The 26089-nt window shown below is 64.0% G+C and carries 26 protein-coding genes; 10 read left to right on the top strand and 16 right to left on the bottom strand.

The annotated features are described in order from the left end of the window. Window positions 1-178 precede the first annotated feature (178 nt). The 5 genes from JQ631_RS27125 to JQ631_RS27105 are packed head-to-tail and all read right to left on the bottom strand — an operon-like array spanning window position 179 to window position 5074. Complete coding sequence (locus tag JQ631_RS27125) at window positions 179-910, bottom strand: aspartate/glutamate racemase family protein (RefSeq protein WP_212332412.1); 732 nt, start codon at window positions 908-910, stop codon at window positions 179-181. A 5-nt stretch (window positions 911-915) separates the two neighbouring features. Next, window positions 916-1794, bottom strand: a complete 879-nt coding sequence (locus JQ631_RS27120) for an ABC transporter permease (protein ID WP_212331869.1) — start codon at window positions 1792-1794, stop codon at window positions 916-918. A gap of 1 nt (window position 1795) precedes the next feature. After that, on the bottom strand, window positions 1796-2755 hold the full coding sequence (locus JQ631_RS27115; protein WP_212332402.1) for an ABC transporter permease: 960 nt from the start codon (window positions 2753-2755) through the stop codon (window positions 1796-1798). Beyond that, complete coding sequence (locus tag JQ631_RS27110; RefSeq protein ID WP_212331866.1) at window positions 2755-4044, bottom strand: ABC transporter substrate-binding protein; 1290 nt, start codon at window positions 4042-4044, stop codon at window positions 2755-2757. The genes JQ631_RS27115 and JQ631_RS27110 overlap by 1 nt, the downstream gene beginning before the upstream one ends. A 43-nt stretch (window positions 4045-4087) precedes the next feature. Then, entirely contained in the window at window positions 4088-5074 is a 987-nt protein-coding gene (locus JQ631_RS27105) for an ABC transporter ATP-binding protein (protein ID WP_212331863.1), read from the bottom strand. Between the two features lie 266 nt (window positions 5075-5340). Here JQ631_RS27105 and JQ631_RS27100 point away from each other — a divergent pair, with 266 nt between their 5' ends. Further along, on the top strand, window positions 5341-6048 hold the full coding sequence (locus tag JQ631_RS27100; protein ID WP_212331860.1) for a GntR family transcriptional regulator: 708 nt from the start codon (window positions 5341-5343) through the stop codon (window positions 6046-6048). Between the two features lie 125 nt (window positions 6049-6173). On the opposite strand, the gene JQ631_RS27095 is transcribed toward JQ631_RS27100, so the two are convergent. The 4 genes from JQ631_RS27095 to JQ631_RS27080 form a co-directional block, all read right to left on the bottom strand. Further along, on the bottom strand, window positions 6174-6800 hold the full coding sequence (locus tag JQ631_RS27095) for a transglutaminase-like cysteine peptidase (RefSeq protein ID WP_212331857.1): 627 nt from the start codon (window positions 6798-6800) through the stop codon (window positions 6174-6176). 331 nt (window positions 6801-7131) lie between these two features. Next, window positions 7132-7743: a PilZ domain-containing protein gene (locus JQ631_RS27090; protein WP_212331855.1), complete on the bottom strand. Its 612-nt coding sequence runs from the start codon at window positions 7741-7743 to the stop codon at window positions 7132-7134. 197 nt (window positions 7744-7940) lie between these two features. Continuing rightward, complete coding sequence (locus JQ631_RS27085; RefSeq protein ID WP_283841824.1) at window positions 7941-9182, bottom strand: MFS transporter; 1242 nt, start codon at window positions 9180-9182, stop codon at window positions 7941-7943. Window positions 9183-9233: 51 nt separating this feature from the next. Beyond that, entirely contained in the window at window positions 9234-10049 is an 816-nt protein-coding gene (locus JQ631_RS27080) for an alpha/beta fold hydrolase (protein WP_212331850.1), read from the bottom strand. Window positions 10050-10178: 129 nt separating this feature from the next. Here JQ631_RS27080 and JQ631_RS27075 point away from each other — a divergent pair, with 129 nt between their 5' ends. The 3 genes from JQ631_RS27075 to JQ631_RS27065 all read left to right on the top strand — a co-directional run bounded on the left by JQ631_RS27075 (window position 10179) and on the right by JQ631_RS27065 (window position 13817). Then, window positions 10179-11330, top strand: a complete 1152-nt coding sequence (locus JQ631_RS27075; protein WP_212331848.1) for a zinc-binding dehydrogenase — start codon at window positions 10179-10181, stop codon at window positions 11328-11330. Between the two features lie 18 nt (window positions 11331-11348). Then, window positions 11349-13187 (top strand): AMP-binding protein, encoded by a 1839-nt coding sequence (locus tag JQ631_RS27070; RefSeq protein ID WP_349645026.1) that lies wholly within the window; start codon window positions 11349-11351, stop codon window positions 13185-13187. A gap of 117 nt (window positions 13188-13304) precedes the next feature. Beyond that, entirely contained in the window at window positions 13305-13817 is a 513-nt protein-coding gene (locus tag JQ631_RS27065) for a hypothetical protein (protein WP_212331846.1), read from the top strand. An 11-nt stretch (window positions 13818-13828) separates the two neighbouring features. Here JQ631_RS27065 and JQ631_RS27060 read toward each other — a convergent pair whose 3' ends face one another. Then, window positions 13829-14182: a cupin domain-containing protein gene (locus tag JQ631_RS27060; RefSeq protein ID WP_212331842.1), complete on the bottom strand. Its 354-nt coding sequence runs from the start codon at window positions 14180-14182 to the stop codon at window positions 13829-13831. A gap of 420 nt (window positions 14183-14602) precedes the next feature. Here JQ631_RS27060 and JQ631_RS27055 point away from each other — a divergent pair, with 420 nt between their 5' ends. Further along, on the top strand, window positions 14603-16630 hold the full coding sequence (locus JQ631_RS27055) for a DEAD/DEAH box helicase (protein WP_212331839.1): 2028 nt from the start codon (window positions 14603-14605) through the stop codon (window positions 16628-16630). A gap of 75 nt (window positions 16631-16705) precedes the next feature. Here the strand turns inward: JQ631_RS27055 and JQ631_RS27050 are convergent, their stop codons facing one another. The 4 genes from JQ631_RS27050 to JQ631_RS27035 all read right to left on the bottom strand — a co-directional run bounded on the left by JQ631_RS27050 (window position 16706) and on the right by JQ631_RS27035 (window position 18788). After that, the gene (locus JQ631_RS27050) at window positions 16706-17032 is read right to left on the bottom strand and encodes a hypothetical protein (protein WP_212331836.1); all 327 of its coding nucleotides are present in this window, start codon (window positions 17030-17032) and stop codon (window positions 16706-16708) included. Between the two features lie 130 nt (window positions 17033-17162). After that, window positions 17163-17663 (bottom strand): GNAT family N-acetyltransferase, encoded by a 501-nt coding sequence (locus tag JQ631_RS27045; protein WP_212331834.1) that lies wholly within the window; start codon window positions 17661-17663, stop codon window positions 17163-17165. 80 nt (window positions 17664-17743) lie between these two features. Continuing rightward, complete coding sequence (locus JQ631_RS27040) at window positions 17744-18169, bottom strand: cupin domain-containing protein (protein WP_212331833.1); 426 nt, start codon at window positions 18167-18169, stop codon at window positions 17744-17746. A 64-nt stretch (window positions 18170-18233) separates the two neighbouring features. Further along, on the bottom strand, window positions 18234-18788 hold the full coding sequence (locus JQ631_RS27035; protein ID WP_212331831.1) for a PAS domain-containing protein: 555 nt from the start codon (window positions 18786-18788) through the stop codon (window positions 18234-18236). A 451-nt stretch (window positions 18789-19239) separates the two neighbouring features. Between JQ631_RS27035 and JQ631_RS27030 the strand changes: the two genes are divergently transcribed. Both JQ631_RS27030 and JQ631_RS27025 read left to right on the top strand, forming a co-directional pair. Beyond that, window positions 19240-20049: a rhomboid family intramembrane serine protease gene (locus JQ631_RS27030; RefSeq protein ID WP_212331828.1), complete on the top strand. Its 810-nt coding sequence runs from the start codon at window positions 19240-19242 to the stop codon at window positions 20047-20049. A 186-nt stretch (window positions 20050-20235) separates the two neighbouring features. Then, complete coding sequence (locus tag JQ631_RS27025; protein WP_212331825.1) at window positions 20236-20664, top strand: CBS domain-containing protein; 429 nt, start codon at window positions 20236-20238, stop codon at window positions 20662-20664. 20 nt (window positions 20665-20684) lie between these two features. Here JQ631_RS27025 and JQ631_RS27020 read toward each other — a convergent pair whose 3' ends face one another. After that, window positions 20685-21713 (bottom strand): patatin-like phospholipase family protein, encoded by a 1029-nt coding sequence (locus JQ631_RS27020; RefSeq protein ID WP_212331822.1) that lies wholly within the window; start codon window positions 21711-21713, stop codon window positions 20685-20687. 243 nt (window positions 21714-21956) lie between these two features. Between JQ631_RS27020 and JQ631_RS27015 the strand changes: the two genes are divergently transcribed. Together JQ631_RS27015 and JQ631_RS27010 are read left to right on the top strand one after the other, a co-directional pair. Then, on the top strand, window positions 21957-23030 hold the full coding sequence (locus tag JQ631_RS27015) for an RgsD C-terminal domain-containing protein (RefSeq protein WP_212331819.1): 1074 nt from the start codon (window positions 21957-21959) through the stop codon (window positions 23028-23030). A gap of 498 nt (window positions 23031-23528) precedes the next feature. Then, window positions 23529-23792, top strand: coding sequence for a hypothetical protein (locus JQ631_RS27010; protein WP_249161117.1), 264 nt, complete (start codon window positions 23529-23531; stop codon window positions 23790-23792). Between the two features lie 15 nt (window positions 23793-23807). On the opposite strand, the gene JQ631_RS27005 is transcribed toward JQ631_RS27010, so the two are convergent. After that, a complete protein-coding gene (locus tag JQ631_RS27005) occupies window positions 23808-24800 on the bottom strand; it encodes a zinc-dependent alcohol dehydrogenase family protein (RefSeq protein WP_212331817.1) in 993 nt (330 codons plus the stop codon). 104 nt (window positions 24801-24904) lie between these two features. On the opposite strand from JQ631_RS27005, the gene JQ631_RS27000 reads away from it, so the two are divergent. Beyond that, on the top strand, window positions 24905-25756 hold the full coding sequence (locus JQ631_RS27000) for a LysR family transcriptional regulator (RefSeq protein WP_212331815.1): 852 nt from the start codon (window positions 24905-24907) through the stop codon (window positions 25754-25756). Window positions 25757-26089: the final 333 nt, after the last annotated feature.

Below are 26089 nucleotides of genomic sequence, written 5' to 3'. Positions count from 1 at the left end.
TGGTGAGTGGCGAAGAGCGGCAGCACAAGAACGGAGAACATGGCGGCCGGGACGTCCCGAAAGCGTTACATTTCAGCAACAAATGGGACAAAAAGGTGGCCGCTGGTGGAAAAAGCGTAATTGACCCAATGCGAAGCGTCCGGCGGGGGATTGTGGCGCCAGATCGTAGACTGCGGGCTCAGGGCTGAAACGGCGCAAACGGGCCTGAATAGGTCTTCGAACGCGGCGTCGCGTAGGGGCCGAGCCGCGAGGTCGTTAGGCCAAGGCGCACCAGCCCTTCGGCCAGTGTGACCGCAGCCGCGATGCCATCGACCACGGGCAGGCCGTGGGCGGCTGCAAGCTCCGCGGCAAGATCGGCCATGCCGGCGCAGCCGAGCACGATCGTCTCGGCGCGGTCGTCGCGGATCGCGGCCGTGATTTCCGCGGAGATTTTTCCAACCGCGTCTGCGTTGCGCTCCTCGAGCGCAAGCACGGGGACCTCGGCGGCGCGGACGCGGGCGCAGCGCTCGACGAGGCCGTACTTTCGCAGATTATGCTCGATCGGCACGATGGAGACACCGAGCGTCGTCACGACCGCAAAACGCGCCGCAATCAGGCTCGCGACGTGAAAGCCCGCCTCGCCGATACCGATCACCGGCGCCTTCGCTGCGGCACGTGCTGCGTCGAGGCCGGTGTCGTCGAAGCAGGCGATGACGTGCGCATCCGCGCCGTCGCGGTCGGCCTCGCGGATGCAGCCGAGCATGCCGGGAACGGCGAAGGCCTCGTCGTAGAAGCCCTCGATCGAGACCGGCCCCATCGCAGGCTGACGGGCATCGATCACTGTGTCGGGCTGTGCGATCGCGCGCGCCGCCGCGGCGATCTTCGCCGTCATCGGCGCAGTGGTGTTGGGGTTGACGATGTGCAGTCGCATCGCCATCAGACGAGCCCCTTGCCGGCGTCCGAGCCTTTGGCCGCCTGCCGTTTGTTGAGGATGTGGATGGTGCCGAGCGCCAGCGTGATGACCGCAAATGACACCGCGGAGATGATAGTGCCGAGCGCGTAGATGTCCGGGTTCGTCACCGTCGTGGTGAGGCCCTGGAGATCGAGCGGCAACGTATTCACCGCGCCGATCGCCTGGCTGGAGCGTGCGAGCTCGTCCCAGGACAGCGTGAAGCCGAACAGGCCGATGCCGATGACCGACGGCAGGATGATCGGCAGCACGACATGACGAAAGGCCTGCCACGGCGTCGCACCGAGATCGCGCGCGGCTTCCTCGAGGCGCGGGTCGAAGCGGTTGAAGATCGCGAACATGATCAGAAGACCGAACGGCAAGGTCCAGGTCAGATGCGCGCCGAGCCCGGAGGTGAGCAGGCCCATCGAGGTTTCGAAATTCTCGTTCCAGTGCGCCTTGATCAGATCGTCGACAATGCGGAATTCGAGCGAGATCCCGAGCGAGGTGATGATCGAGGGCACGATGAGGCTCGCGATCGCCGAGTAGAACAGGATGCTCTGCGCCTTGAACTTGCGCCGGAACGCCATGCCGGCGGCGACCGACAGCACGACGGTGACGGCCATCACGATGATTCCGAGCAGCAGCGAGCGGCGGAAGGCCGCGCCGAGATCGACGATGCCGGTGCCCTGGAACAGCTTTGCGAGCCAATAGGTCGACACGCCGTTCATCGGGAAGGTGAGGCCGCCCTGCGGCCCCTGGAACGACAGCACGTAGATCGCGATCATCGGACCGTAGAGAAATAGCACATAGGCTGCGAAGAAGATCGCGAGGACATAGAAGCTGCGCGGACGTCCTTCCTTCATCCTACAGCTCCTTCTTGATGTCGACGATGCGCGACATCATGGTGATGATCAGGAAGGTGATGACGAGCAGGATCACGGCATTGGCGGCGGCCGCCGGGAATTGCAGCGCGTTCACCCGCGTCTCGATGATCTTGCCGGCCGCTGCGATCTGCTGCCCTCCCATCACGCCGATGGTGATGAAGTCGCCCATCACGATGGTAATGACGAAGATCGAGCCGATCACGATGCCGGGCTTGGCCAGCGGAATGATCACGTTGACGAGCGTCTGGAATCCGGTGGCGCCGGCGTCATAGGCGGCCTCGATCAGCGCCTTGTCGATGCGGATCATCGAATTGAAGATCGGTACCACCATGAAGAAGGTGAAGAGGTGGACCAGCGCCAGCACCACGGAGAATTCGGAGAACAGCAGCCACTCCACCGGCTGGTTGATCAGGCCTGTCTTCATCAGGCCGGAGTTCACGAGGCCGTTGCGCCCGAGCAGCGGGATCCAGGCGATCATGCGGATGACGTTGGAGGTCCAGAACGGGATCGTGCAGAGCAACGATAGCCCCATCTGCCAGGTCTTGGACTTGACGTGGAAGGCGAGGAAATAGGCGACCCAGAAACCGATGAAGAGCGTGATGGCCCAGACCAGGAAGCACAGCTTCAATGTCTTCACATAGGTCTTGGCGATCGTGCAGAGCTCCGGGAGCTGTGCGATGCAGCCTTCGAACGTGTCGGTGTAACCGCGGCCCGAGAACGCCGGCAGCAATTGATATTCGTTGTAGTCCCAGAACGAGACGATGACGACGAAGACGAGCGGGATCAGGAAGAAGGCGAGAAACACCAGCATCATCGGCCCGGCCTGCAGCCAGGAGACGAAGGAGGGCGACAGGCGCGCCGCTTTCGCAGGGCGCGCCGTGTCCGATCCCCGGACCAGGTCCGCGGATGCCTGTTGCAGGATGTCTTCCGACGTATCCATCACGCGGCGATGAACTCGTTCCACTTGCGGACCATGTAGTCGTTCTCGTCCATCACGGCGTTCCAGCACGCGACGCCGCCCATGCGGTCCTCGTAGGAGCCGCCGTCACGCACGGAGCCTGCCTTCTCCAGCAGCGAACCGTCGGGTGCCTTGATGTCCTTCTCGGCCGCCTTGCCTTCCATCCAGTAAGCCCACTCGTAGGGCTCCATGTTCGCCTTCGCGGTCGAGAGCACGGCCGAGTAGTAGCCCTGGCGGTTGAGATAGGCACCGGCATAGCCGGAGAGGAACCAGTTGACGAACTCGTAGGCCCAGTCGAGCTTCGGACCCGACACGCCCTTGGAGACGCAGAAGCCGGACGCCCAGGAGCGATAGCCTTCCTTGAGCGGCTGGAAGGTGCAGGCGATGCCCATCGAGCGCACCTTCGTCACCGCCGGCGACCACATCGACTGGATGACGGTCTCACCTGAAGCCATCAGGTTGACGCTTTCGTTGAAGTCCTTCCAGAAGGCGCGGAACTGGCCGGCCTTCTTCGCTTCCGTCATCACCTTCATGGTGAGATCGATCTCTTCCTTGGTCATGTTGCCCTTGTCGGCATATTTGTACTTGCCGGTGGCTTCCACGACCATCGCGGCATCCATGATGCCGATCGAGGGGATGTTGAGGATCGAGGCCTTGCCCTTGAACTCGGGGTTGAGCAACTCAGCCCACGAGTTGATCGGGCGCTTGATGATGTCAGGACGGATGCCGAGCGTGTCGGCGTTGTAAACGGTCGGGATCAGCGTCACGAATTCGGTTGCGGAAGTCGCGAACTTCTTGGAGTCCTTGCCCTCGAGATAAAGCACCTTCCACGGCGCGGTGCCCTGGCCGCCGATCTTCTTGCCGCCGGGCGTCTCGCCCTTGGTGAAGACGGGCGTGATGTTGTCGAATTGCTTGATCTTCTTGGCGTCGAGGGCAAGGATGTTGCCCGACGGCACGATCTTCTTCAGCGAGAAATATTCGGTGTCCAGCACGTCGAAGGAGTTCGGCTGGGTCATCACGCGCTTGGTGACGTCGTCGGTGGTCGCGGTGATGTACTCGATCTTGATGCCGGTGTCCTTCAGACACTGCTTGGAGATGTCGTCGCCCTCGTTCACGGCGGTGCCGAGATAGCGCAGCACCTTCGGCTCGGCCGACATCACATAGGGAAAGCCGGTGATGGCGCCGGAGCCGGCGGCGAGGCCGGCGAGACCCGCGGTGCTCTTCAGTAGCGTGCGACGGCTGACGCCGGTCTTGTTGGTCGTCTCGGTCATTGCAGTCACTCCTCTGTGTTGCGCATTTTCCAAGGTGACGGCGCTATTGCAGACGTTGCGCCTTGGCGGGATCCCAGGTGGCCAGCACGCGATCGCCCGGACGGAACGGGTGAACGTCGAAAATGGCTTCGGGAATGTGGGAGAACAGGGTGGTGCCGTCGTCGAGCGTGAGCGAAACGGCGACATAGGCGCCCTGGTACTCGGTCTGGGTGAGCAGCGCCGGCGCGCCGAACGCGCCGTCAGTGACCGGCTTGATGCCGAGCTGGTCGGCGCGCACGGCGATGAGACTGCCGGCATCGCTGATGACGTTGTGGCCGCCGATGAAGCGCGCCACGAATTCGGTGCGGGGATGGTGGAAGATCTCGCGCGCCGTGCCCTGCTGCTCGATCCTGCCCTGGTTCATCACCACGATGTGGTCGGCCAGCGCCATCGCCTCTTCCTGGCCATGGGTGACCTGGATGAAGCTGATGCCGAGCTCGCGCTGCAGCCGCTTCAGCTCGCCGCGCATTTTCACCCGCAGGAACGGATCGAGGGCGGACAGCGGTTCGTCGAGCAACAGGATCTGCGGCTCGGTGATCAGTGCGCGGGCGAGCGCGACGCGCTGCTGCTGGCCGCCGGAGAGCTGGGCCGGAAGGCGCGCGGCATAGGGGCTCATCGCCACCAGCTCCAGAAGTTCGCCGGCGCGCCTGTGCCTGATGGCGCGGTCGATGCCGCGCATTTTCAGGGCAAACGCGACATTGTCGAGCACGGTGAGATGCGGAAACAGCGCATAGGACTGAAACATCATCGCCGTGCCGCGCTTGGCGGGCGCGAGGTCGGTCACGTTCTGTGGGCCCAGGATGATGTCGCCCTTGCTGACCGCCTCGTGGCCGGCGACCATCCGCAAGGTCGAGGTTTTGCCGCAGCCGGACGGGCCGAGCAGGCAGCAATAGGTGCCAGCCGGGATCTTCAGATTGACGTTGTCGACCGCCAGCGTCGTGTCGTAGCGCTTGGTGACGGCAACCAGTTCGAGAGCGGCGGGAGTGGCCATGGCGTGTCCGCGAGAGAGGCGATGCTCTGCCTCTCTCCGCAAGGTCCGTGCCAACAGCACCAGAATTGCCGAATTCGAAAACTGTGCAGCGGAGTCATGTCGTTAGATCGAATACGCACATTTGTGCGGCGCACGGATGAGCCAGGATGTGCACACGAAATGGGCGGGGATTGTATAAAGTTTCGCCTGTGATTGGATACAGCTCGTCGATTACCATCCAGGACCAACGATCGCCGATCGAGCCCTCAAACCCAGCCTTCGAACTAATGGCCGCCAAATCCCGCCCAAAATCCGATGCGCCCGACGTGAGCGATCGCGTCATCAGGATCAGGGAGGGCGTGACCGCGGCGATCCTCGAACACCGCCTGCTGCCGGGCACAAAACTCGGCGAGGACGAGATCGGCGAGATCTATGGCGCGAGCCGCACGCTGGTCCGCACAGCGCTGCAACAGTTGGCGCATGAGGGCATCGTCAACATCGAGAAGAACCGCGGCGCCTTCGTCGCGCGTCCGACGCCGGCGGATGCCCGCGAAGTGTTCGAGGCGCGCCGGCTGATCGAGCCCACCATCGTCGATCACGCAGTCGATGCCGTCTCGCCTGCGTGGATCGCGCGCCTTCAGCAGCATCTTGCCCAGGAGCGAGAGGCCGAGTTGCGCGGTGATGCGCGCGCGTCGGTCCGGCTCTCCGGCGACTTTCACCGTCTCATCGCCGAGATGAGCGGCCACAGCATCTATCTTGGTTTCCTGAAAGAGCTGGTCGCGCGCTCCTCGTTGATCATTCTGCTCTATCGCCGCCACGACACGCCCGCCTGTGGCACCGATCATCATTCCGAGATCGTCACCGCGATCCGCAAGCGCGACAAGCAGATCGCACGCGCGCAAATGCTGTCGCATCTGAACGAGATCGAAGCCGAGCTGTTTTTGAAGGATCCCGCTGCCGACGAGCTGCGGCTCGCGGATGTGCTGGGCGCCTGACTCTCGCGATCGCTAACCCCAAAAAGTTGCGGCCAGCCATTGGGGGATGGCTGGCCGCGCGCGAACCGGTCTGGGACGGGGAGGGGTGGGGATGTGACCGGGTCGCGTAACTCGTCCTCTTGAAACTACTGATCTCTTGCGCTGGCGGTGGAGATCGCCGGCTTGGTGTCGCCCAGCGAAACCCAGACGTTGGGATCGGCCTGCGACTGGCGCTTGACGAAGCGGTAGCCGGTCTCCGTCCAGGCAACGACGCTCTCGTTCTGATTGTCGAGAACGAACTCGCCCTTGTCGGTCTTCACCGTCAGCACCGCGTGTCCTTCGCCCTTCTTGTCACGCACCACGGTGATGAGCAGGGCCTCGCGCGGCCAACCGGCATCCATCAGCATCTTGCGCTTCAACAACACGTAGTCTTCACAGTCGCCGTAACCATCCGTCGGCAGCGACCACTTCTCGATCACGCCCCAGTGGTCCTGGTCGGTCAAAGGCTTGACCGTCTCGTTGACCCAGCGATTGACCTTGACCAGATCGCGCCACGCGGTCTGCGACATCACGATGTCGCGCGGCTGCGTCGGCCCGCCCTGACACTGAGCGGCATTCTCCGCACAAAACTCGACCCAGCCGATCGGCGCACGCGCGGTGTCACCGAGGCTCGCGTAGAGCAGACGGCCTTCGCCGGCCTGCGCTGCCGCACCAATTCCGAACAGCATGGCAGCGAGTGCCAGTGCCTTCCCCTGTCCCCTGAAGTCCAACATTGCGGCCCCCGTTTCTTGTTGGGACCACATTTCGCACGGAGCTTTTGAGTTGCCGCTAAGTCGGCCAAGTCAAGTCGAGACGAATACAAGTAAAAGTCGAAGCGAATTCGATCTATACTTGAAGAAAATTCGAGTAAAATTTGAGACTACTGCAATTGATTCAAATTGTAGGGATTAACGCGGAAACGCTGGTGGAACTGCTGTTTGGACGCGCGAAGGGGCCGCCCGTTAACCCGTGCGAAATCGCAGCTGGACACGGAAAAGGCGGCGTCCGGATCACGGAGGCCGCCTTTGAGGGCTGGAAAACAGGGGTTTTTGGCGCGCCTTCGCTTTACCGCGCGGTAACGCTCTCTTCGAGAGTTTCGATGGGCTGCGAATGCAGGAACTCGAGTGCGAAGCCGTCTTCGAGGTTTCGGACCACGCGGCCCTGGACCCGGCCAAGCATAACCGTCGATTTCAGCGGCGGGCGGTTCTCCGCGGCAATCGCCGCGCCCGACAGCGACAGGTCGATGATGCGGCAGGTCATCTTGGTGCCGTCCTCGAGCGTCAGCACCGCGATCGGGTTGCGCGGCACGATACGGTCGTGGCGGCGGTCCTCCGGCAGATTGAGGATGTCGCGGTTCGCGAGCCAGGTCAGCTGGGCCGCGAGCTTGTCGCGCTTGCGCGGCGTTGCGCCCACCGTCATGGCAAAGCCGTTGTCGATGATCCGGGTGATTTTGCCCTCGACCCGGCCGATATGGTCGAGATAGGCGACCACGCGGTCGCCGACATTGCCGATGCCGGGCGCGAGCAGCGCAAGCCCGCCCGGCGACATGTTGATCACCTGGCAGGGGAATTCACGGCGATCCGGCAGCATGTAGCGGCCGAGCAGGTGCACCTTCACCCGCTGGAAACGCCGACGTTCCTCGGCGGCCGGAAGAAATTTTTTGTTCGCCAACGCCATTTTCACTACCCGACCCCCCGCCCGGGCGGAGTCCGGCACGACCCTAAGGTGCATAGGGTTAATGCCGCGTTATGATTTCGCGCGTCGAATACGCACCGGCGCAATGCCTTCAGAAGCCACATCGGGGCGGGCAGTATCCGGCTGTCTCGGTATCGGGGACCGCAGCAGCCCTCGACTGGCAACCGGGGCAGCCGCCCCTAGGCTTTCCCGGTCGCCCGCCCGAAGAGCAGACACAGCAGTGCCAGCAACACAGCGGCCGACAGTCCCAGCGACCAGTGGATCCCGATCGCCGCGCCAAACACGCCGACGGTGATGCCACTGAACGCCCGCATCCCGAGGCCGGCCATATTATAAAGACCGACGACGCGGCCACGAATGTCGGTCGGCGCATTCAGCTGCACCAGTGCCTGCGCCATGGTGTTGAACGACAGCTCGAAGAAGCCGGCAAAGAACAGCAGTACGATCGCGACCGGGTAGATCCGCACGGATGCAAACCCGAGCAGGGCCACGCTCCAGAGCATTGCCAGCGTGATCGCGGTGCGCGGCGTGCCCTTGAGGCGGCCCCAGGATTCCAGCGCGATGCCGGCGAGCAGCGCACCGGCGGCGTCGGCCGCGAGCAGCACGCTGTAGGACACACCGGGATCGCCATGGCCGAGATCGCCGGCAAACCCCGGCATCTGCGCATGATAGGCGTTGCCGATCATGAAGGAGGTGAGGCCGGCAAGCCACGTCATCGCCGTCAGCACCGGCTGCGTGCCGATGGCCCGGATGGTCAGCAGGATATCGGCGAAGCCGCGCACGGCGAAACGCCGCACCGCGACACTGCTGTCGCGGGCCGGCGCCCGGAACAGCCAGAGCAGCATCGGCAGGTAGAACAACGTGTTGAAGATGATGCCGTGCGATGTACCGAGCGTCAGCATGATGACGCCGCCCACCGCAGGCCCCACGAGGATGCCGAGATAGCGCGCCATCGCATTCAGCCGCACGGCGCTCGGCAAATCGGCCGGACTCACGAGGTCGTACAGCAGCAACTGGTTCGGTGTTTGCCACAGTACGCCGGCGCAGCCGTGGATCACCAGCAGCAGCATCGCGTGCCACATCTGGATCGTGTCGGTGATGAAGAAGAAGCCCCATCCCGCCGAGGCCACGATGAACAGCAGCATGCCGCACTGGATGATGCGGCGCGGATCGTAGCGGTCGGCGAGCCCGCCGACCACGACCGAGAACAAGAGGAACGGCAGCCAGTGCGACAGCACGGCAAAGCCGCCCAGGGTTGGCGAGTGGAATTTCTGGAACACCACCCAATAGCTGATCACATGCTCGATATTGTCGGCCATCATCGCCAGCACATAGGCGATGAACTGCAGCCGGTACGGCACGGACTTCATCGCCGCGAACGATCCGGACGCGGCCGCGGGATTTTGAGGGTGGAGGTTCAAGCGATCACCAGGAAAGGACTGTTGCGGAATTACACGCTCAGTGCGGGTGGCTCAAGGCAATTGGGTGTAGGACGTATCCACCGTCTCCAGAAAGGTCCTAACCACCGCCGCAAACTCATCCGGCCTGTCGTAGTGCAGCCCATGGCCAGCGTTCGTGATCACCTCATGGCGAAGGCGCGGATTGAGGTCCTGGAGCTCGCGCGCTGTCTCGACGGAGACAACACCATTGTCTCCGATGACTAGCAGGCTCGGGACGGCAATGGCTTTGGCCAACGCGCGATAATCCGGGTTCGGCGGCGTCAGAACCTCGAAGGCGCTGACCGCGGTCCGAAGCCTCGCGTCGATGATCAGTTCGAGCAGCTCGCGCGACCGGTGTGGTTGCCGCTGCATCGCCTCGGCCAGCACTTCATCCTTGTTCCGGCCGAGGAGTCGGCGATGCTGCTCGGCGACGTCGCTCTCATAGACTTCGCGCTGGCGCTCGGGAGGCAGGAATGTTGGATCGGCGAGGATCAAGCCGCGAATCGCCGTACCCATCTCGCTCGCAACCACGGCCGCCGTCATGCCACCCATGGAATGGCCGAGCACGACCGGTGCGTCAAGCCTGAGCCCCTTGATGAGACCGATGACGTCATCGGCGAGGTCGCAATACATGTATCCGCGCGGCGGCGCGCTCGACGCGCCGTGCCCCCGCGCGTCCGGCATGATGACGTCGTAGCGATCTTCGAGCGCGCGAGCCAGGAGCGTCCAGCAGGCGCCGCTTCCGGTCAATCCATGTAGCGCAAGCAACGGCGGCTTGTCGCCGCCGGTCCGAAGATAATGGATGTCGATTCCGTTTGCCGCGCAGGTCCCGCGAATCCAGTCTGTCATTCGGGAATTATACTGGATCCATGCGGGCTGCGGACTATCGCACCTTGGCACGATCGCGCATCTCACATACGCTTCGCCTCAGGCCCGCAATCATCAAAACACAAACAAGAGGGCCGCGAGGAAACAGCCATGGACCATATCCGCGTCTGCACCCACGCAGGCCCCGGCTCAGAGCCCGTGATCAAGACCGTGCCGTGGCCGAAGGTCGGTCGCAAGGGTGCGCTGATCAAGATCGGCGCATGCGGGGTATGCGGCACCGATCTGCATATCCTGAAAGGTCACTGGCCGAAGCCGTTGCCCTGGCCGTTCACGCTTGGTCACGAGATCGGCGGCGTCATCGTCGAATGCGGCGATGAGTTCACCGAGGACTTCATGAGCAAGCCGCTCAAGGTCGGATCAAAGGTGATGCTCCCGCCGCTGATGCCCTGCGGCAAATGCTATTACTGCATCCATTACCCGCAGACCGCCAACAAATGCCTGACGCCGGTTTACTACGGCCGCTATCTCGGCTTCGACAAGGCGCCGCACATGTGGGGCGGCTGGGCCGAATATGTCTATGTCGATCTCGACATGCTGCCCGGTACCAAGATCTACAAATTGCCCGACGACATGTCGCTGCGCTTGGGTGCATTGTCGGAGCCGCTGACGTCCTGCATCCGCGCCTTCAACCGTGCGACTCGCGCCGGCGGCTTCACCTGGGCCGACACGGTGGTGATTCAGGGCTCCGGCCCGATCGGCATTCTGGCGGTGGCGGCGGCCAAGGAGATGGGCGCGGGACGCGTCATCTGCGTCGGCGCGCCGGAAGAGCCGCGCCTCAAGCTCGCGCGCGAGTTCGGTGCGGAGGCGACCGTGAACATCGAGGAGATCAAATCGCCGCAGGATCGCATTGCCCGCGTCCGCGAGATTGTCGGCGGTTTCGGCGCTGATCTGGTGATGGATTGCTCGGGTCACCCGACCGCCGGCCCCGAAGGCATCGAGATGCTGCGCGACGGCGGCACCTATGTCGAGATGGGCCAGTTCACCGACGCCGGCTCGATCGAGACGTCCTGGCACCGCATCTGCACCAAGGACCTCAATGTGCTGGGCTCCTGGGGCTTTACCGGAAATGACCTCCCGCTCGGCGTCGACATGCTCTACCGCACGCGCGACAAATATCCCTGGCTGAAGATGCAGACGATCTATCCGTTCACCGAAGAGGGCGTCTCGCGCGCCGTAAGGGACGCCATGGCGATGAAGACGGTGAAGTCGACCATCGTGCCGTGGCCGGAGCTGGTGGAATAGGCCGTGGGAGAAATCGTGGTGCCAGCGCGCCGGACGGTCGCAACGATCGAAGATATTCGCGCCGTTGAAGAGGCGGGGCTGTCGGACTTCCTGCCGCAGTCTTCGCCGTTTGATATCCTTGAAGCGAGCGCGCGGCGGTATCCCGACCGACCCGCAATCCGCTATCTTCGCCGGGTCGGTGCGGCGAACGATGACGTCGTGCTCACATACGCGCAATTCCTCGGACGGGTCAGGCAGGCGGCGAACCTGTTTCGCCGCCTCGGTGTGACCGAACGAGATTCCGTTGCAATCCTGGCTCCGCACGTTCTGTCGACGCAAATCGCGTTGTGGGCTGCGGAAGTCGTGGGCCGTGTCTGTCCGATCAATCCGATGCTTGCGCCCGACCACGTCATCGGGCTGCTGAAGGCGTCGGGAGCAAAGGTCGCAATCGCCCTCGGCGATAACAAGGACATCGACATCTGGACGCGGTTGGTGCCGGCACTCCGCAAATCCGGTTGCCTGACGCATATCCTGGATTGCGATTCCGAAGCGCCGACATCAGGGTCCGACGGCAATTTCGATGAGCTCATCGCGCTGGAAAATGCCGAGGTGCTCGATTTCCAGATCTCCGGCGGACCCGACGCCGTGGCCGCCTATTTCCACACCGGCGGAACGACTGGCGCGCCGAAGCTCGCCGTTCACACCAGGCGTAACCAGGCCTTCGTGGGCAGATCCGCAGCGCTCATGTACGATCTCGGTTCTGACGACGTCATGGTCAATGGTTTTCCGCTGTTTCATGTCGCCGGCGCGTTCGTCTACGGTCTGTCGGTGCTTGCGGCGGGCGGCTCCATCCTCATTCCCACCCGGCTTGGCATGCGCAACCGCGCCTTCGTCGAGACGATCTGGCAGCAGGTCGCGCATTATGGCGTGACCGTCATCGGCGGCGTGCCGACCGTCATGACGTCGTTGATGGCCATCCCCGTCAATGCAGACATCGCGTGCATGCGCATGATGCTGACAGGCGGTTCACCGCTGCCGACGGAATTGGCCGATGCGTTCGAACGCACGATCGGCAAGCCGGTCCGTAATATCCTTGGAATGACCGAATGCGCGGGGATCATCACTATCGAGCCTGCGCACGGTCCACGGATTCCCGGTTCGACCGGCTTGCCGCTGCCTTTCACTGAAGTCGCAGCAATGCGCATGGCCGGGGGCGTGTTCGACCCGGCCGACCGGTGCGTCTCCGACGAGACCGGCGTCATCGCGCTACGCGGTCCGAATGTCGGGCCGGGCTACTCCGATGCGAAGCGAAACGCCGGTGTGTTCGCGCAGGACTGGCTCGTCACCGGCGATCTCGGCCATGTCGACGCGAAGGGCCGCGTGTTCGTGACGGGGAGGGCCAAGGACGTTATCATCCGCGGCGCGCACAATATCGACCCATCGATCATCGAGGATGCGTTGCTTCAGCATCCGGACGTGGCGATCGCCGCCGCCGTCGGAGAGCCGGATGCTTATGCTGGTGAACTACCTGTCGTCTATGTGACCTTGAAGCCCGGGGCCGTCACCGATGCGGCTGCGATTCTCGCGTTCGTCGGCCCGATGATGTCCGAACCTGCTGCCGTCCCCAAATCCGTCACCATTCTACAGGAGATGCCGGTCACGCCGATTGGCAAGATCTACAAGCCGGCGCTCCGCGTGCTCGCGACCCGGACTGCCCTGCAGCGTGAGCTTGCCAGGCTCATCCCGGCCGCGGGGGCGGCCGAAGCGGACTGTTCGGAGGCTGGCAACGTGATCCGGCTGAAGAATCCGACGGACGAGCCGCGGGTGCGCGATGCGCTGCTTGGCATGCCCATTCAGTATCGGATCGAGCAGATGTAGCCCCGCGAATTGCGTCCAGCAGGCTGCCCTAAAAGTTTCACACTGAATCCCCGAGAAATTCACGTGGAGGTGAAACTTAAGCCCGCGTTACGGCTTGAGTTGACGGGAGAGTATACCGTGAAGCGAATCCTGAAGCCCATCACCTACGTCCTGGCCGCCATCTACTTCTTGGTAGATGCGCTGTTCATGGCCGTGGCGATGCCGATCTCGCGCTGGCTTGCGCGGCATTTCGAATTCAAGCGCCTGCGAGCCTGGATCAAATCGCTGCCGCCTTATCCGTCGCTCGCGCTGTTTTCCGTGCCTGTGATCATTCTGGAGCCGATCAAGCCCGTGGCAGCCTATCTGGTCGCAACCGGCCAGTTCGTGTGCGGTGTGGCGGCCTTTGTCGGTTGCGAACTGCTCAAACTGGTGCTGGTCGAGCGCCTGTTCCATCTCACGCGCGACAAGCTGATGCGGATCCCGGCATTCGCGTGGGGCTACGGGAAGTTCACCGAGATGAGGGCATGGCTCCAGGCCACCGAAGCCTGGCGCGCCATCCGCGCCATAAGCCGCGCGGCGAAAGATTACGTCGCACGAGTCAGAACAAGCCTGGCTGGCAGCTTCAGCAAGCTCGTGACCTCAAGGGATTAGAGCCGCGCCCTCTATGCGAGCCTGCGCGGCGCGGCTGTGGCCTTGTCGCCCGTATTCGGCGTGCCGCTCGGCTCGATCAGCAGCAGATGAACCTCCTCGCGGGCAACCGGACGATGCTCGACGCCTTTGGGCACCACATAGAGTTCGCCCGGTCTGAGCGTCACCGTGCGGTCCCGCAGCTCGATGTCCAGCCGGCCCTTCAGGACCAGAAAGAAGTCATCGGTGTCGTCGTGCTTGTGCCAGGTGAATTCGCCCTTCACCTTCACCACCATCACGTCGCAATCATTGAAGGTCGTGACCGTGCGCGGCGACCAGTGGTCATGAAAGGTCGCGAGCTTGTCGGCAAGCGATATGCTGTCGGCCATGGTTGATCCGTGTCCCGTTATCTCGTGAGGCACGATTTGGAATCGAACGGTCCGCATGGCAAGGATCACTGTGGGCGTAGGGCTCTCGGGCATCTGGGCGAGCCTGTGTGGCAGCTGACGTTTGCCTGACGAGGTCATGTATGCATCCCGGGGGCCTACGATTGGACGCAATCCAGGCGAGATGACCGCAAAAGTCCGTCGTTCTGGGCCAAAAGGGTGCCAAAGGGCAGGGGTGAGCGTCCCGGGCTTGTTCACCCTGTCGCCGATGCCATGCATCAAAGGCATGGTGATTTGGACGCTGCTGGCGTAAAGAGCGTCCAAATCAAAATCATCGTGGGTGTGACCGGGCCTTCTGCCGCGACGGCAGTGTCAGGCCCCTCGGCTTTCCGTTCCGCGCCCGACCAACCAAGGTTTCATCCCGTGCCTTTTCCGGCCCTGACCCCGCCGCTCGCCCGTGCCCTGGCTGAGCGCAATTACGATTCACCGACGCCCGTTCAACTCGCTGTGCTCGGCGAGGATGCTATCGACCGCGACCTCCTGGTGTCGGCCCAAACCGGCTCGGGCAAGACCGTCGCTTACGGTTTGGCCATGGCCAGGGACCTGTTCGGCGATGCCGGAAAGTTCGAGCGGGCCGGAGCACCCCTGGCCCTGATCGTCGCGCCGACCCGCGAACTCGCCTTGCAGGTCCAGCGCGAGCTCACCTGGCTCTATGAGCATGCGCACGCGCGCGTCGTCTCGTGCGTCGGCGGCATGGACCCGCGCCGCGAGCAGCGCGAGTTGGCCGCCGGCGCCCATATCGTCGTCGGCACGCCCGGCCGCCTGTGCGATCACCTTCGCCGCAATCGCCTCGACATCTCGGAATTGAAAGTCGTTGTGCTCGACGAGGCTGACGAGATGCTCAATCTCGGCTTTCGCGAGGACATGGAGTTTATCCTCAAGACCACGCCGGACACGCGCCGCACCTTGCTGTTCTCGGCAACGTTTCCGCGTGGCATCGTGGCGCTGGCCAAGCAGTACCAGCAGGGCGCATTCCGGATCGAGGTTGCGGGCGACGAAGGCGGTCACGCCGACATCGAGTATCGCGCCATCAGGGTTGCCCCCGGTGATGTCGAGCATGCCGTCGTCAACGTGCTGCGCTTCTACGAGTCGCCGAGCGCGCTGGTGTTCTGCAACACGCGCGATGCCGTCAGGCACCTGCAGGCGGCGCTGCTGGAGCGCGGCTTTTCGGTGGTCGCTCTGTCAGGCGAATTGACGCAGAACGAGCGTACTTTGGCGCTTCAGTCGCTCCGGGACGGGCGCGCCCGCATCTGCGTCGCGACCGACGTGGCCGCCCGCGGCATCGATCTGCCGAGCCTCGACCTCGTCATTCACGCGGACCTGCCGAACGATCCTGAAGTGATGCAGCATCGCTCCGGCCGCACCGGGCGCGCGGGCCGCAAGGGGACAAGCGTCCTCCTGGTGCCGCCGATCCGGCGGCGTCGTGCAGAGGTGCTGCTCAATCTGTCCGGCATCGAGGCGAACTGGGGCACTGCGCCGCAGGCGGATGAAATCCGCAAGCTCGATCATGAGCGCATGAAGGACGTGTTGTTCACGGAAGAGACGACTGCCGACGATCTGGAGCTGGCAAAGGCCTTGTTGGCCGAGCGCTCGGCCGAGGACATCGCCGCAGCGCTGGCGCGGCTCTATCGCGCGCGCTTGCCGTCGCCGGAAGACATCATCGATCCCGGCGAGCGAAGCAGCCGGCCGCGCGATGAGCGTCATCGCGACGATCGCGCGCCGCGTGGCGATCGCGCACCGCGCGACGACGATCGCTCCGAGCGGCCTCGTGCCAAATCAGGGAAAAAACATGTCATGGCGGAGCCCACAGTGTGGTTCCGGGCCGCCATCGGGCGTCGCAAGAATGCGGAGGCGCGCTGGCTGCTGCCGATGATCTGCCGCCGCGGCGGTATCGACAAGCGCGACATCGGCGCCATCAAGGTCATGGACACCACCACCGAGTTCGAGATTTCCGAGCGCGTCGCCGAGTCCTTCGCCGCCAAGGTCAAGCGCCCGGACAAGGAAGACAGCATCCGCATCGAGCCGATGACGGGCGCGCCGCAAGAGCAGCCGCCGGCGGAGAAGCGCTCACGTGCGCCACGGCGCGAAGAAGGTGAGGACGATCACGTCGTCCGCCGCAGCGACGATCCCTGGAACGCGAACGAGCGAAAGCAGCACGACAGGCCGCGGGGAAAGCCGGAAGGCAAGCATCAGGGCAAGCCGCACGCCAAGTTTGACGCCAAGTCTGGCGGCAAAGCTGACGCCAAGGCTCACGACGGTGGCAAATTCGGCAAGCCGGCGTTCGGGAAGAAGAAGTTCGGTCACAAATCCGGTGACGGCAAATATGCGCCGTCGGTCACCGAATGGCCGGGCGCACCGGGCAAGAAGGGCAAGAAGAAGCACCGTGGTTGAGCGGTCGCGGTTTGCCGCGCAGACAGCAATGATGCCGCCGGACTGCGCCGGCGACATCATCTGAAAACTGCGTGCTCAGCGGCCGCCGCCGCCACCGCCGCCACCGCCGCCACCACCTCCACCACCACCTCCTCCGCCGCCGCCACCGGCATCATGCATGGCGGAGTTGTAGCGCGAGTCGATCTGCTTCATGTAGGTGGGCGACGTATCGTGGTCGATGCGGACGACATGGCGCCGTACGGGTGCAGGCTCCTGGAAGGGGATGACGCTGCAGCCTCCGAAGAAGGCGATGTCGCAGCCATTGGTATAGGTGCGGAATTGCAGTGCATTGGCGCTGGTGGCGGTGAAGGCGGTCGCTGCAACGAATGCAATCAAAGCCACTTTCGGCAATGTGAGTTTCATGGGATTTCTCCAGCCTCGGTTCGGCGAGACCTGAACGGCTCGCGCAGTCCTTCGACGAGGCCTGATCGAAACCGGTTCGAAGAGTTCGGTCACGCCGGTGTGAGACGGATCACGCGGGACGACGAGGCCATCAGGTGAGTGCGCGCAGCATGTAGGTCGCGCTTGCGCCATAGGACGACAGCTTGTCGCGCAGCGCCGCATCCGGTGCGATGGAGCGGAAGCCGAGGTGCTCCCACAGCACGTGCGTGCCGTAGACCGAGACCAGCGCAAGCGTCGCGATGCCTGATGCGCGCGCGAGCTGCTCGATCTCTGTGACATAAGCCCGCGCCACGCCGCCACGGGCGTCGGGCAGCACGGCGACGTCATGTATGTAGAGGCAGTCCGCCGCGTCGGGCAATCGGTCGAGAAAATCGTCGAGCGGTGGGATGTGCTGCTGCATCCAGGGATGCGCGAGGCCGTAGCCTGCGATCTCACTGCCGGCGGCAAGCACGCGGCAGCCGCCCGGACAGAGGCGAATTTTCTCTGCGAGCACGTCGGGCCGCTCGGGAAGATCAGGATGGACTTGCGCCGCGATCGCGCAGATCGCGTCGAGGTCTTCGGCATGTGCGCAGCGCCAGTCCGGCTTGCTCATCTTGCCCGTTCCGTATCAACCGCCGCAATTTATGCCGTCGCCCGGCGATGTTTCCTGAATGGCGCCTCGCGTCGCGCGCTTTACGCAGGCGGGGCCGGTATCAGGCCGTAGCGTAGCATCGTCGCTTTCATCTGGGCTGGATCGGGCGCGCCGGACGACAGCAGCGTGGCCATCTCCCTGAAATATTGCGGGCCCAGCACCCCGGGGCTCAAGATGCACAGGCATGTCGCCGGCCCGGTCGATCGGTTGGTAAAGCCGTGCACGATGCCGCGCTTGATGAAGACCGATTCTCCGGGGGCAACGCCGGTCGGCTTGCCGTCGATCGTCCAGGTCGAGACGCCGGACAGCCCGTAGATCGTTTCGTCCCAGCGGTCGTGATAGTGCGGGATCGGCATCCGCGCATTCGGCTGCAGCGTCATTTCGAAGATGTCGACGCTGCCGCCGGTGTCGTCCTTGCTGTGCAGGAAGCGGAGCGCAAGCGCGCCGAAGTTGATGATGTCGGACATGGTTCTCTCGTCCAGGTGAGGGGGCTGTATCGAGGCGCGGCGTTGGCTCACGTCGAAACGAAAACTACCGCAGCCCCTCATACACCATCAGCCCGCGTGCGATCTGCAATTTGCGGATGGCGCGCGGCAGCAATTTCTCCGGCTGGTGCAGATAGCGCCAGGAGGTGACGGTGAATGGGCCGAGCGCGCCGCATTCGTCGTCAAACGGCGCAAGCACGCCCGTGACGCTCACCGGCGTATGCGGGCGGGCGTTGAAGGGCAGCAGCAGCAGCTCGAGATGGGCCTTGCTGCCGTCCTCGCGCTGGGCGGTGAGGCCGGCGATGGCACCGAGCGTCTCGTCGGCGACCACGGTGGTGATCTCCTCGATCTCACTGCGGCTCGCGTCCGTGAACATGGCGGCGAAGCCCTGGTCCTTGAGATCGCAGCCGGCGAGGGCGCAGACGCGGGTACCGGCGACCCGGAACGGAAAGCCTGCTTTCGGCTCGCAGGAAAGCACGAAGATGTCGCCCAGCAGTTCGCGAACGGCGGCCGGGTCGATGTCGGCCCGGTCAGGGGCCCGCGCGCTGCCGCGCTTCTTGTCCCAATACGCGAAGAATTCGCGGCTCGATGGATGTTTCATGACTGACGCTCATCCTCGGCGCAACCTCATGGGACAAACCTGTCCCGCTTCAGTGCACCTGAGATCCCTGTGTTGTTGTGCAGGAGGGGAATTGCAGCGTCCATGCCGCGGGGGCGTTTTCGGCGCCTTGCGCGCTGCTTTTGCGTCGTTAACGTTAAATTAACTATGCGCTTTCGCTCAGCGATGCGGTGGCTATGGTGATCGCGGTCGCAAGCCTCGCCGCTTTCCCAGGTTCTCGGCGAGGCCTGTACACAGGCGTCAAACAGTTTGGTCACTGGCCGCGGGGAGGGGTGGGGATATCATCTGTTCCTCCGCAGTGCCGGCAAGATCGACACGGACAGGCAGGGCTTTCCCAGGGCCCTGCCTTTTCCTTTTGTGCACTTGCGCAGGGCCGGCAAACGCGACTATCTCCAAGTCTCTTGCTTCGATCGCGCCTGAAAGCGAAACCGCCTTGGATTCCCCGTCACAACCCCCGTCGGACCAGCCGGTCGTCGTCGAGGAGGCCCCGCGCGAGCCGGTCCTGACGTTACCATTGCCGCTGACGGCCTATATCATCCTGTTGGCGGTGATCCATCTGCGGGTGCTGTTGCCGCCGGAGCTGGAGAACTGGACCATCGACGTCTTCGGCTTCATTCCGAAGCGCTACGATTCCTCGCTGATCAATTTGCAGTTCGAGGGCGGCGCCGGCGCCAAGATCTGGACCTTCGTCACCTATTCGCTGCTGCATGCCAATCTCACCCATCTCGCCTTCAACGTGCTGTGGCTGCTGCCGTTCGGCAGCGCGTTGGCGCGGCGCTTTGGCGCACTGCGCTTCTTCGTGTTCCTGGCGGTGACTGCGGCAGCCGGCGCGCTCGCTCATCTCGTCACCCACGAGCATGCGGTGGTGCCGATGATCGGCGCCTCGGCCTCGGTGTCGGGCGCCATGGCCGCGGCGATCCGGTTCGCCTTCGTGCGCGGCAGCTTCCTGTCGTTCAGCCGTTCGGACGCCGATACCGCCGCCAAGGTGCCGGCGCTGCCGCTGTTTCAGGCACTGCGTGACCGGCGAATCCTCGGCTTCCTGACGGTGTGGTTCGTGATGAATATCATCTTCGGCGTCGGCGCGATCGGCGTCGAAGGCGATAGCGCCGGCGTTGCCTGGGAAGCGCATATCGGCGGCTTCTTCGCAGGCCTGTTGCTGTTCGCGCTGTTCGATCCCGTGCCGCGCGTGCGAAATGATGATGCTGCGGATGCGTCATCACAGGACATTTCAAACGGTATTTGAAGCGGCGCTTGCCGCGCGGCCTGAATTCATCCATCATTCTCGCGAAGAATGTTCCGAAGCAGCAAGCCCATAGAAGCTGCGCTTCGCAAAGCGCCTGAACGTGAAACCGGCGCCCAAACTGTTAGTTGAAGACTCGCGAACAAGTCCGAACCGCGCAGCGGACGGATCCTATTCTGGGAGGCGACAATGACGGTACGTTCCATTCTCAATACCAAGGGGCACCAGATCATGAGCGTCGAGCCCGACGCCAAGCTGGTCGCCGCAGTCAAGCTGCTCGCTGAGAAGAAGATCGGCGCGGTGCTGGTGATGAACCAGAGCCGGCTCGAGGGCATCCTGTCCGAGCGCGACATCGTGCGTGTGCTCGGCGAGCGGGGCGCCGACGTGCTGGACGAGCCGGTCTCTGAGGTCATGACGCGCAAGGTCGTGACCTGCAAGGAGACCGACACCGTCGCCGAACTCATGGAGATGATGACGAAAGGCAAGTTCCGCCACTTGCCCGTGCTCGAGAACAACAAGGTGGTCGGCCTGATCTCGATCGGCGACATCGTCAAGCGCCGGGTCCAGGAATACGAATCCGAGCAGGAAGCCCTGCGCGATTACATCAAGACCGCCTGAGCCGGCGTTACGAGCCGGGCTTACTCAACGGCTTTGGGCGCGGTGCCTTGGGGCGCCGGCGCCAGCACGTCGATTGCCTCCTGGATCGACTCCAGTGCGCGTTCGGCGGAGCGTGCGCCGTGCGCGATCAGGTCCTCGGCGCGGTGGAAGTCGAACCAGCCGAACTGGCCGACCCGCGGCGAGATCAGGAGGTCCGGCGGATCGCCGGCGAGCCGTGCGCGGGTGATGCGGTCCTGCATGATGTTGAAAGCGTCGACCATCACCGAGGAGATGCCGGGCCGTCCGCCACCGCCGAAGAACTCGCGCTTCATGGTTTTCTCGGGCGAGAAGAATCGTGGAAAGCGCCGCTTGGCGGGCAGTTCGTCCGGCACGGTCGCGACCGGCTCAGGCATCGCGCCGTGCGAATAGATCGTGGTGGAATGGGTGAAGATGTCGCTCGAAAGATTCGCGGCAATGACGATTTCGGCGCCGAGCGCGCGGGCGGCCGAGACCGGCACCGGGTTCACCAGCGCGCCGTCGACCAGCCAGCGATCGCCGATCAGGACAGGTGAGAAGATGCCGGGCAGCGCGTAGGAGGCTCGCATCGCATCGACCAGGCGGCCGTGCGTCAGCCAGATCTCGTGGCCGGTGCGGACCTCGGTCGCGACACTGGCGAACTTGATCGGCAAGTCCTCGATCAGGGTCTGTCCGACCGCCTCCTCGAGCCGGATTGCCAGCTTCTCGCCGCCGATCAGGCCGGAGCCGTTGAGGCGAATGTCGAGATAGCCGAGGATGTTGCGCATCCCTTGCAGGCTGTTCCCCCATTCTTCGAGCGTGTCGAGTCGCCCGGCCGCGTGGAGGCCGCCGACCACGGCGCCGATCGAGGTGCCGACCACGACATCGGGCACGATGCCGTTGGCCAGCAGCGTCCTCATGATACCGATATGGGCAAAACCGCGCGCCGCGCCGCCGCCGAGGGCGAGACCGATGACGGGTCGGCGGATAGTGCCAAGGCCGACCTTCTCGCCATTTGCCCCGTTCACACCCCGACCTCTCAAGATTTCAAGCACCGAAACTCTCCTACTCCGGCCCGTCCTCACTCCAGAGTAGGCGCCGCGCTGCCGCTTCGCCAGAAACAGGGCAAAGCTTGGTTTATAGCGTTCGGGACGCTGGGGGCAGGAGTGTGGCGAGGGCCGGTTGCCGTTGATTAATCACGCAGGCGTCAACCGGGTTCCAATGATCAGGCGCGAAGCCGTATTTCCCTGGGTTTCACAGGCTTGAATTTGCCGCGTTTTCGGTGAAAAGCAGGGGGCATGACTCCAGGGGGTGACGGCATCATCGGATGGCGGCGCGGCGGCAGGGTGCTGCCGGCGCTTGTCATGGCCGCATGCCTCGTGGCCTTGGGCCAAAATGCCGCCCAGGCGCAGTTTTTCTCCGATCGGCCGCCGCCGGTACCGCCGGCCTCGGTGCCCGATCCCGGCGGCGCCGTTAGCCTCGCGCCACCCTCGGGGCCGGGCGCGGCTCCTCCGAGCCTGCCGCCGACCCTGACCCAGCCGAATACGCCCAGCATGCCGCCGCCCGCGGTGACGAGCGTGCCGTCGGCAGCCCCGCTCAATGCTGCCGCGCCCGGGCAGGCCGTGCTGTCGCTGAGCGCCAAATACGGCAAGGACACGCCTGCGATCAACAGCGGCCTGGTCTGGCGCGTGTTCGCCGACCGTCCCGACGAGAACGGCACCTTCAAGCTGATCCGCGAGGATCGCAGCGCCGCGCCCAACATCGTGCTGCCGCCCGGCAATTACGTCGTGCACGTCGCCTTCGGCCTCGTCAGCGCGGTGCGGACCGTCAGCCTGAAGGCCGAGACCGACCGGGAATCTTTCGTGCTTCCGGCCGGCGGGCTGCGCATCGAAGGCCGCGTCGGCACCAGCCGCATTCCGCAGAACCAGATCTCGTTCGCGATCTACAAGGGCAGCCAGTTCGAGTCCGGCGAGCGCGCCTCGCTGGTGCCGAACGTCGCCGCCGGCGACGTGGTGCTGATTCCTGAGGGCACCTACTACATCATCTCCAACTATGGCGACGCCAATTCGGTGGTGCGCTCGGACATCCGCGTCCAGGCCGGCAAGCTCACCGACGTCACCATCACCCACCGCGCCGCGGTGATCACGCTCAAGCTCGTCAGCGACAAGGGCGGCGAGGCGCTCGCCAACACCGCATGGTCGGTGCTGACGCCCGGCGGCGACGTCATCAAGGAATCGATCGGCGCCTTCCCGCGCGTCGTGCTCTCCGAAGGCGAATACCGCGCCATCGCCAAGAACGAGGGCAAGGTCTACGAGCGCGGCTTCAACGTCGTCAACGGCGTCGACGGCGAAGTCGAAGTCGTCGCGCGCTGATCGACCGCGAGTCGATCCGGTCGATCGAGCGCTGAGTCTTTCCACATCGTCCCTGCAATCGGACAACAGTGATCCTGCACATCGTGCCGCGCTTCTCATTCAGCGCACGAAAAGCCAATCGGTCGCTGTTTTAATCCACTCAGCGAGATCGCTGCATCGCAGAAACTGACGCCGGCGCAAATCGCGCTGGCCTGCTCGATCGGGTCGCGGTGCAAGGCGATGCATCCTCGCGCATCCGCAGGCAGGAGTAGGACGCTAACATTTGTTGTGAATGCTCCGGTGAGCGTTTGCTTACATGACATTCCCGCGGCGTTTCGCCTTGTATACCAGCTGTAAGCGCGACCACGCCGCGCTGCGGAGGGTTTGAAAAACACCGGCGGCATCAGCTTATTCCAGCTTTCATTTTGACTTCGACATTTCAGGTGCAAGCTACGTATTTCCGATAATCAATTTCATTCGCTTTCCGTCCTGCTGGGTTATATGTCGGACATTCCTCCAATGGAGGAGGCCGATGTAGCCCTGGTGGGCTTGCGCGGCCGGCAAGGAGCAGGGACCAAGCGCGTCGGCATGTTCGAAGTGATCCTCACCAGACGCAAACGGTTCGGTTGGCGATGGCAGGTCTGCGACCAGTCCGGCAAGATCTTTGCCGACGGTTTCGAGCGCGCGCGTCCTTCAGCCAAATATCACGGCGAGCGCGCACTATTCTTCCTGTTGTCGCAGGCCTATTTGCGCAACCGTTCGGCGGCGTCGAGCGAGGACTAGCGGCCGTTCCGCACGTCAGAGATCGACCACCAGCTTGCCCTTGGCGGCATGATCCCTGATCAGCGCATAGGCATCGCCGACGTTCTCCATCGTGAAGCGCCTGGCATCGAGCAGCGGCACCAGCTTGCCGGCCTCGGCAAGGCGTGTGGCTTCCGCCATGATCTCCCCGTGATGCGCGCGGCCTTCGCCTGAAAGCAGCGGCAGCAGCGTGAACACGCCGGAATAGGTGGCGGCGCGGAACGAGAGCGGTGCCAGCGCATGCGTGCCCCAGCCGAGCGCACTCACGACATGACCGAAGCGGCGCACCGCGATGAAAGCGGCGTCCAGCACCTTGCCGCCGACAGTGTCGTAGACGATGTCGAAGCCGCGGCCGCCGGTGTGGTCCGCGACGTAAGCCTCGACCGGAGTGTCGCGGTCGATGAACGTGGCGCCGAAGCCTTCGATCGTCGCGCGCTGCGAGGCCGAACCTGTCGCGAACACCTTCGCGCCGAAGGCACGCGCGATCTGGATCGCGACATGGCCGACGCCGCCTGCGCCGCCATGGATCAACACCTTCTGGCCGGCCTTCAAGGCGGCGCGGTCGACGAGGCCTTCCCACGCCGTGATGAAGATGAGCGGCAGGGCGGCCGCCTCCCGCATGCTGAGATTGGCCGGCTTCAGCGCCAGGAGGTCGGCATCGACAGCGGCGAATTCGGCGAGCGATCCCTGCACGCCGCCGACGCCGCCGGTCATGCCGTAGACTTCATCGCCTGCCTTGAATTGCGAAACGTCGCGCCCGGTCTGTTCGACCACTCCTGCGAGATCGATGCCGGGGATCGCCGGCAGCGGATGGCGGGCATGCGCGGCGGCGCCGGCATGGATCTTGGTGTCGAGCGGATTCACCCCGCTTGCACGCACCCGCACCAGCACCTCGCGCGCGCCAATCTCAGGCGTGGAGATGGTGGAGAGTCGCAAGGGGGCGTTGTGGGTCTCCAGCACGCCTGCACGCATCGTCGATTGTCTTGTCATATCGTCCTGCTCCGTTCTCGCCCTCCAATATGCCCATGATTTTTTGCATGAGAAGGAACAAGGATGTACGATAATCGTGCATTTTTGAATGAGTGGGGAATTCGATGGAGTGGAGCGATCTGCGCGTTTTCCTGGCAATCGCGCGCGAGGGCACGCTCGGAGCTGCCGCGCGAAAAATCGGCCAGACCCAGCCGACGATGGGACGGCGGCTGCGCGCGCTCGAGCAGGCGCTCGGGCAGACGCTGTTCCAGCGCACGGCGGATGGCTTTGTCCTGACTGACGAGGGCTCGGCGGTGCTTGCGCATGCCGAACGGATCGAGGAGGAGGCGCTCGCGCTGCAGCGGCAGGCGTCAGGCACGGAGACGCACCTCGACGGCACGTTGCGTCTGTCTTCGTCGGACTGGTTCGGCACGCTGATGCTGTCGCCGGTGATCGCGGCGTTCGGCAAGCGCCATCCCAAGGTGATCGTCGAACTCCTGACCGACGCACGGCTCTACACCCTGCCGCGCCGCGAAGCCGACCTCGTGTTTCGCATCAAGCCCTTCAGTGAGCCCGAGGTCATTTCCCGAAAGCTGCTCCACATTCCCTACGCGCTCTACGGCAAGAAGGGCAGCAAGCCGCCCCGCGCCGGCGACGGCAGCGGCGTCCGCGTCGTGACCATGAACGCCGAATTCGCCGACATGCCCGATGCGGTCTGGCTGAAGCGCACGCTGCCGAAGGCGGAGATCGCCGCGCGCAGCAACAACAGGCAGGCACAGGCAGAGATCTGTGCGGGCGGCAGCAGCCTCGCAGTGCTGCCCCGCCCGCTCGGCGATTGTGACCGCCGCCTGGTCGCCCTGGACGTCGGCGCGGCGCCGCCCGGCCGCGACACCTATGTCGGCTATCACCGCGATCTCAGGCGGCTGGCGCGCCTGCGGGCGCTGCTTGATCTGGTGATCGAGAAGATGGCGGGGTGATCGGCCACATTCCCTTGCGTTGCCCGACGGGCAAGACACCCAACCATCAGGTCAAGCCGCACGTTCGAAAATATTCCACTTTACCGAAATTCGGAAACGGCGTATGTGTCACGCAACCCGGCCCATGGAAGAGGGGCGTATCGCGATCGTCACGACGCGGGCCGGTCGGCGGTGGACGCGGGTTACATCGGCGCGACGGGTTTTGCAGGGCGGGCAACCGTGAGCGAAGGCCTCGCGCATACGACCGGTGTGACTGCGTACGGCAAAATCGTGTGGTCCTGGCGCCCGGTGTCTGTGCGTCAAGGCTCGTGGTGATGCGTGTGGCCCGACCGG

It is taken from the genome of Bradyrhizobium manausense, assembly GCF_018131105.1.
Taxonomy (GTDB): Bacteria; Pseudomonadota; Alphaproteobacteria; order Rhizobiales; family Xanthobacteraceae; genus Bradyrhizobium; species Bradyrhizobium manausense_B.
This window is presented reverse-complemented; position numbering and strand designations above follow the sequence as displayed.

Excerpts from the sequence above, each read along its gene's own strand:
- JQ631_RS27095 (WP_212331857.1), bottom strand. The coding sequence starts at position 6,800 with ATGTTGGACTTCAGGGGACAGGGGAAGGCACTGGCACTCGCTGCCATG.
- JQ631_RS27015 (WP_212331819.1), top strand. The coding sequence starts at position 21,957 with ATGACTCCAGGGGGTGACGGCATCATCGGATGGCGGCGCGGCGGCAGG.
- JQ631_RS27010 (WP_249161117.1), top strand. The coding sequence starts at position 23,529 with ATGGAGGAGGCCGATGTAGCCCTGGTGGGCTTGCGCGGCCGGCAAGGA.
- JQ631_RS27120 (WP_212331869.1), bottom strand. The coding sequence starts at position 1,794 with ATGAAGGAAGGACGTCCGCGCAGCTTCTATGTCCTCGCGATCTTCTTC.
- JQ631_RS27005 (WP_212331817.1), bottom strand. The coding sequence starts at position 24,800 with ATGACAAGACAATCGACGATGCGTGCAGGCGTGCTGGAGACCCACAAC.
- JQ631_RS27115 (WP_212332402.1), bottom strand. The coding sequence starts at position 2,755 with ATGGATACGTCGGAAGACATCCTGCAACAGGCATCCGCGGACCTGGTC.
- JQ631_RS27035 (WP_212331831.1), bottom strand. The coding sequence starts at position 18,788 with ATGAAACATCCATCGAGCCGCGAATTCTTCGCGTATTGGGACAAGAAG.
- JQ631_RS27000 (WP_212331815.1), top strand. The coding sequence starts at position 24,905 with ATGGAGTGGAGCGATCTGCGCGTTTTCCTGGCAATCGCGCGCGAGGGC.
- JQ631_RS27110 (WP_212331866.1), bottom strand. The coding sequence starts at position 4,044 with ATGACCGAGACGACCAACAAGACCGGCGTCAGCCGTCGCACGCTACTG.
- JQ631_RS27100 (WP_212331860.1), top strand. The coding sequence starts at position 5,341 with ATGGCCGCCAAATCCCGCCCAAAATCCGATGCGCCCGACGTGAGCGAT.
- JQ631_RS27050 (WP_212331836.1), bottom strand. The coding sequence starts at position 17,032 with ATGAAACTCACATTGCCGAAAGTGGCTTTGATTGCATTCGTTGCAGCG.
- JQ631_RS27040 (WP_212331833.1), bottom strand. The coding sequence starts at position 18,169 with ATGTCCGACATCATCAACTTCGGCGCGCTTGCGCTCCGCTTCCTGCAC.
- JQ631_RS27060 (WP_212331842.1), bottom strand. The coding sequence starts at position 14,182 with ATGGCCGACAGCATATCGCTTGCCGACAAGCTCGCGACCTTTCATGAC.
- JQ631_RS27075 (WP_212331848.1), top strand. The coding sequence starts at position 10,179 with ATGGACCATATCCGCGTCTGCACCCACGCAGGCCCCGGCTCAGAGCCC.
- JQ631_RS27025 (WP_212331825.1), top strand. The coding sequence starts at position 20,236 with ATGACGGTACGTTCCATTCTCAATACCAAGGGGCACCAGATCATGAGC.
- JQ631_RS27090 (WP_212331855.1), bottom strand. The coding sequence starts at position 7,743 with ATGGCGTTGGCGAACAAAAAATTTCTTCCGGCCGCCGAGGAACGTCGG.
- JQ631_RS27080 (WP_212331850.1), bottom strand. The coding sequence starts at position 10,049 with ATGACAGACTGGATTCGCGGGACCTGCGCGGCAAACGGAATCGACATC.
- JQ631_RS27125 (WP_212332412.1), bottom strand. The coding sequence starts at position 910 with ATGCGACTGCACATCGTCAACCCCAACACCACTGCGCCGATGACGGCG.
- JQ631_RS27045 (WP_212331834.1), bottom strand. The coding sequence starts at position 17,663 with ATGAGCAAGCCGGACTGGCGCTGCGCACATGCCGAAGACCTCGACGCG.
- JQ631_RS27105 (WP_212331863.1), bottom strand. The coding sequence starts at position 5,074 with ATGGCCACTCCCGCCGCTCTCGAACTGGTTGCCGTCACCAAGCGCTAC.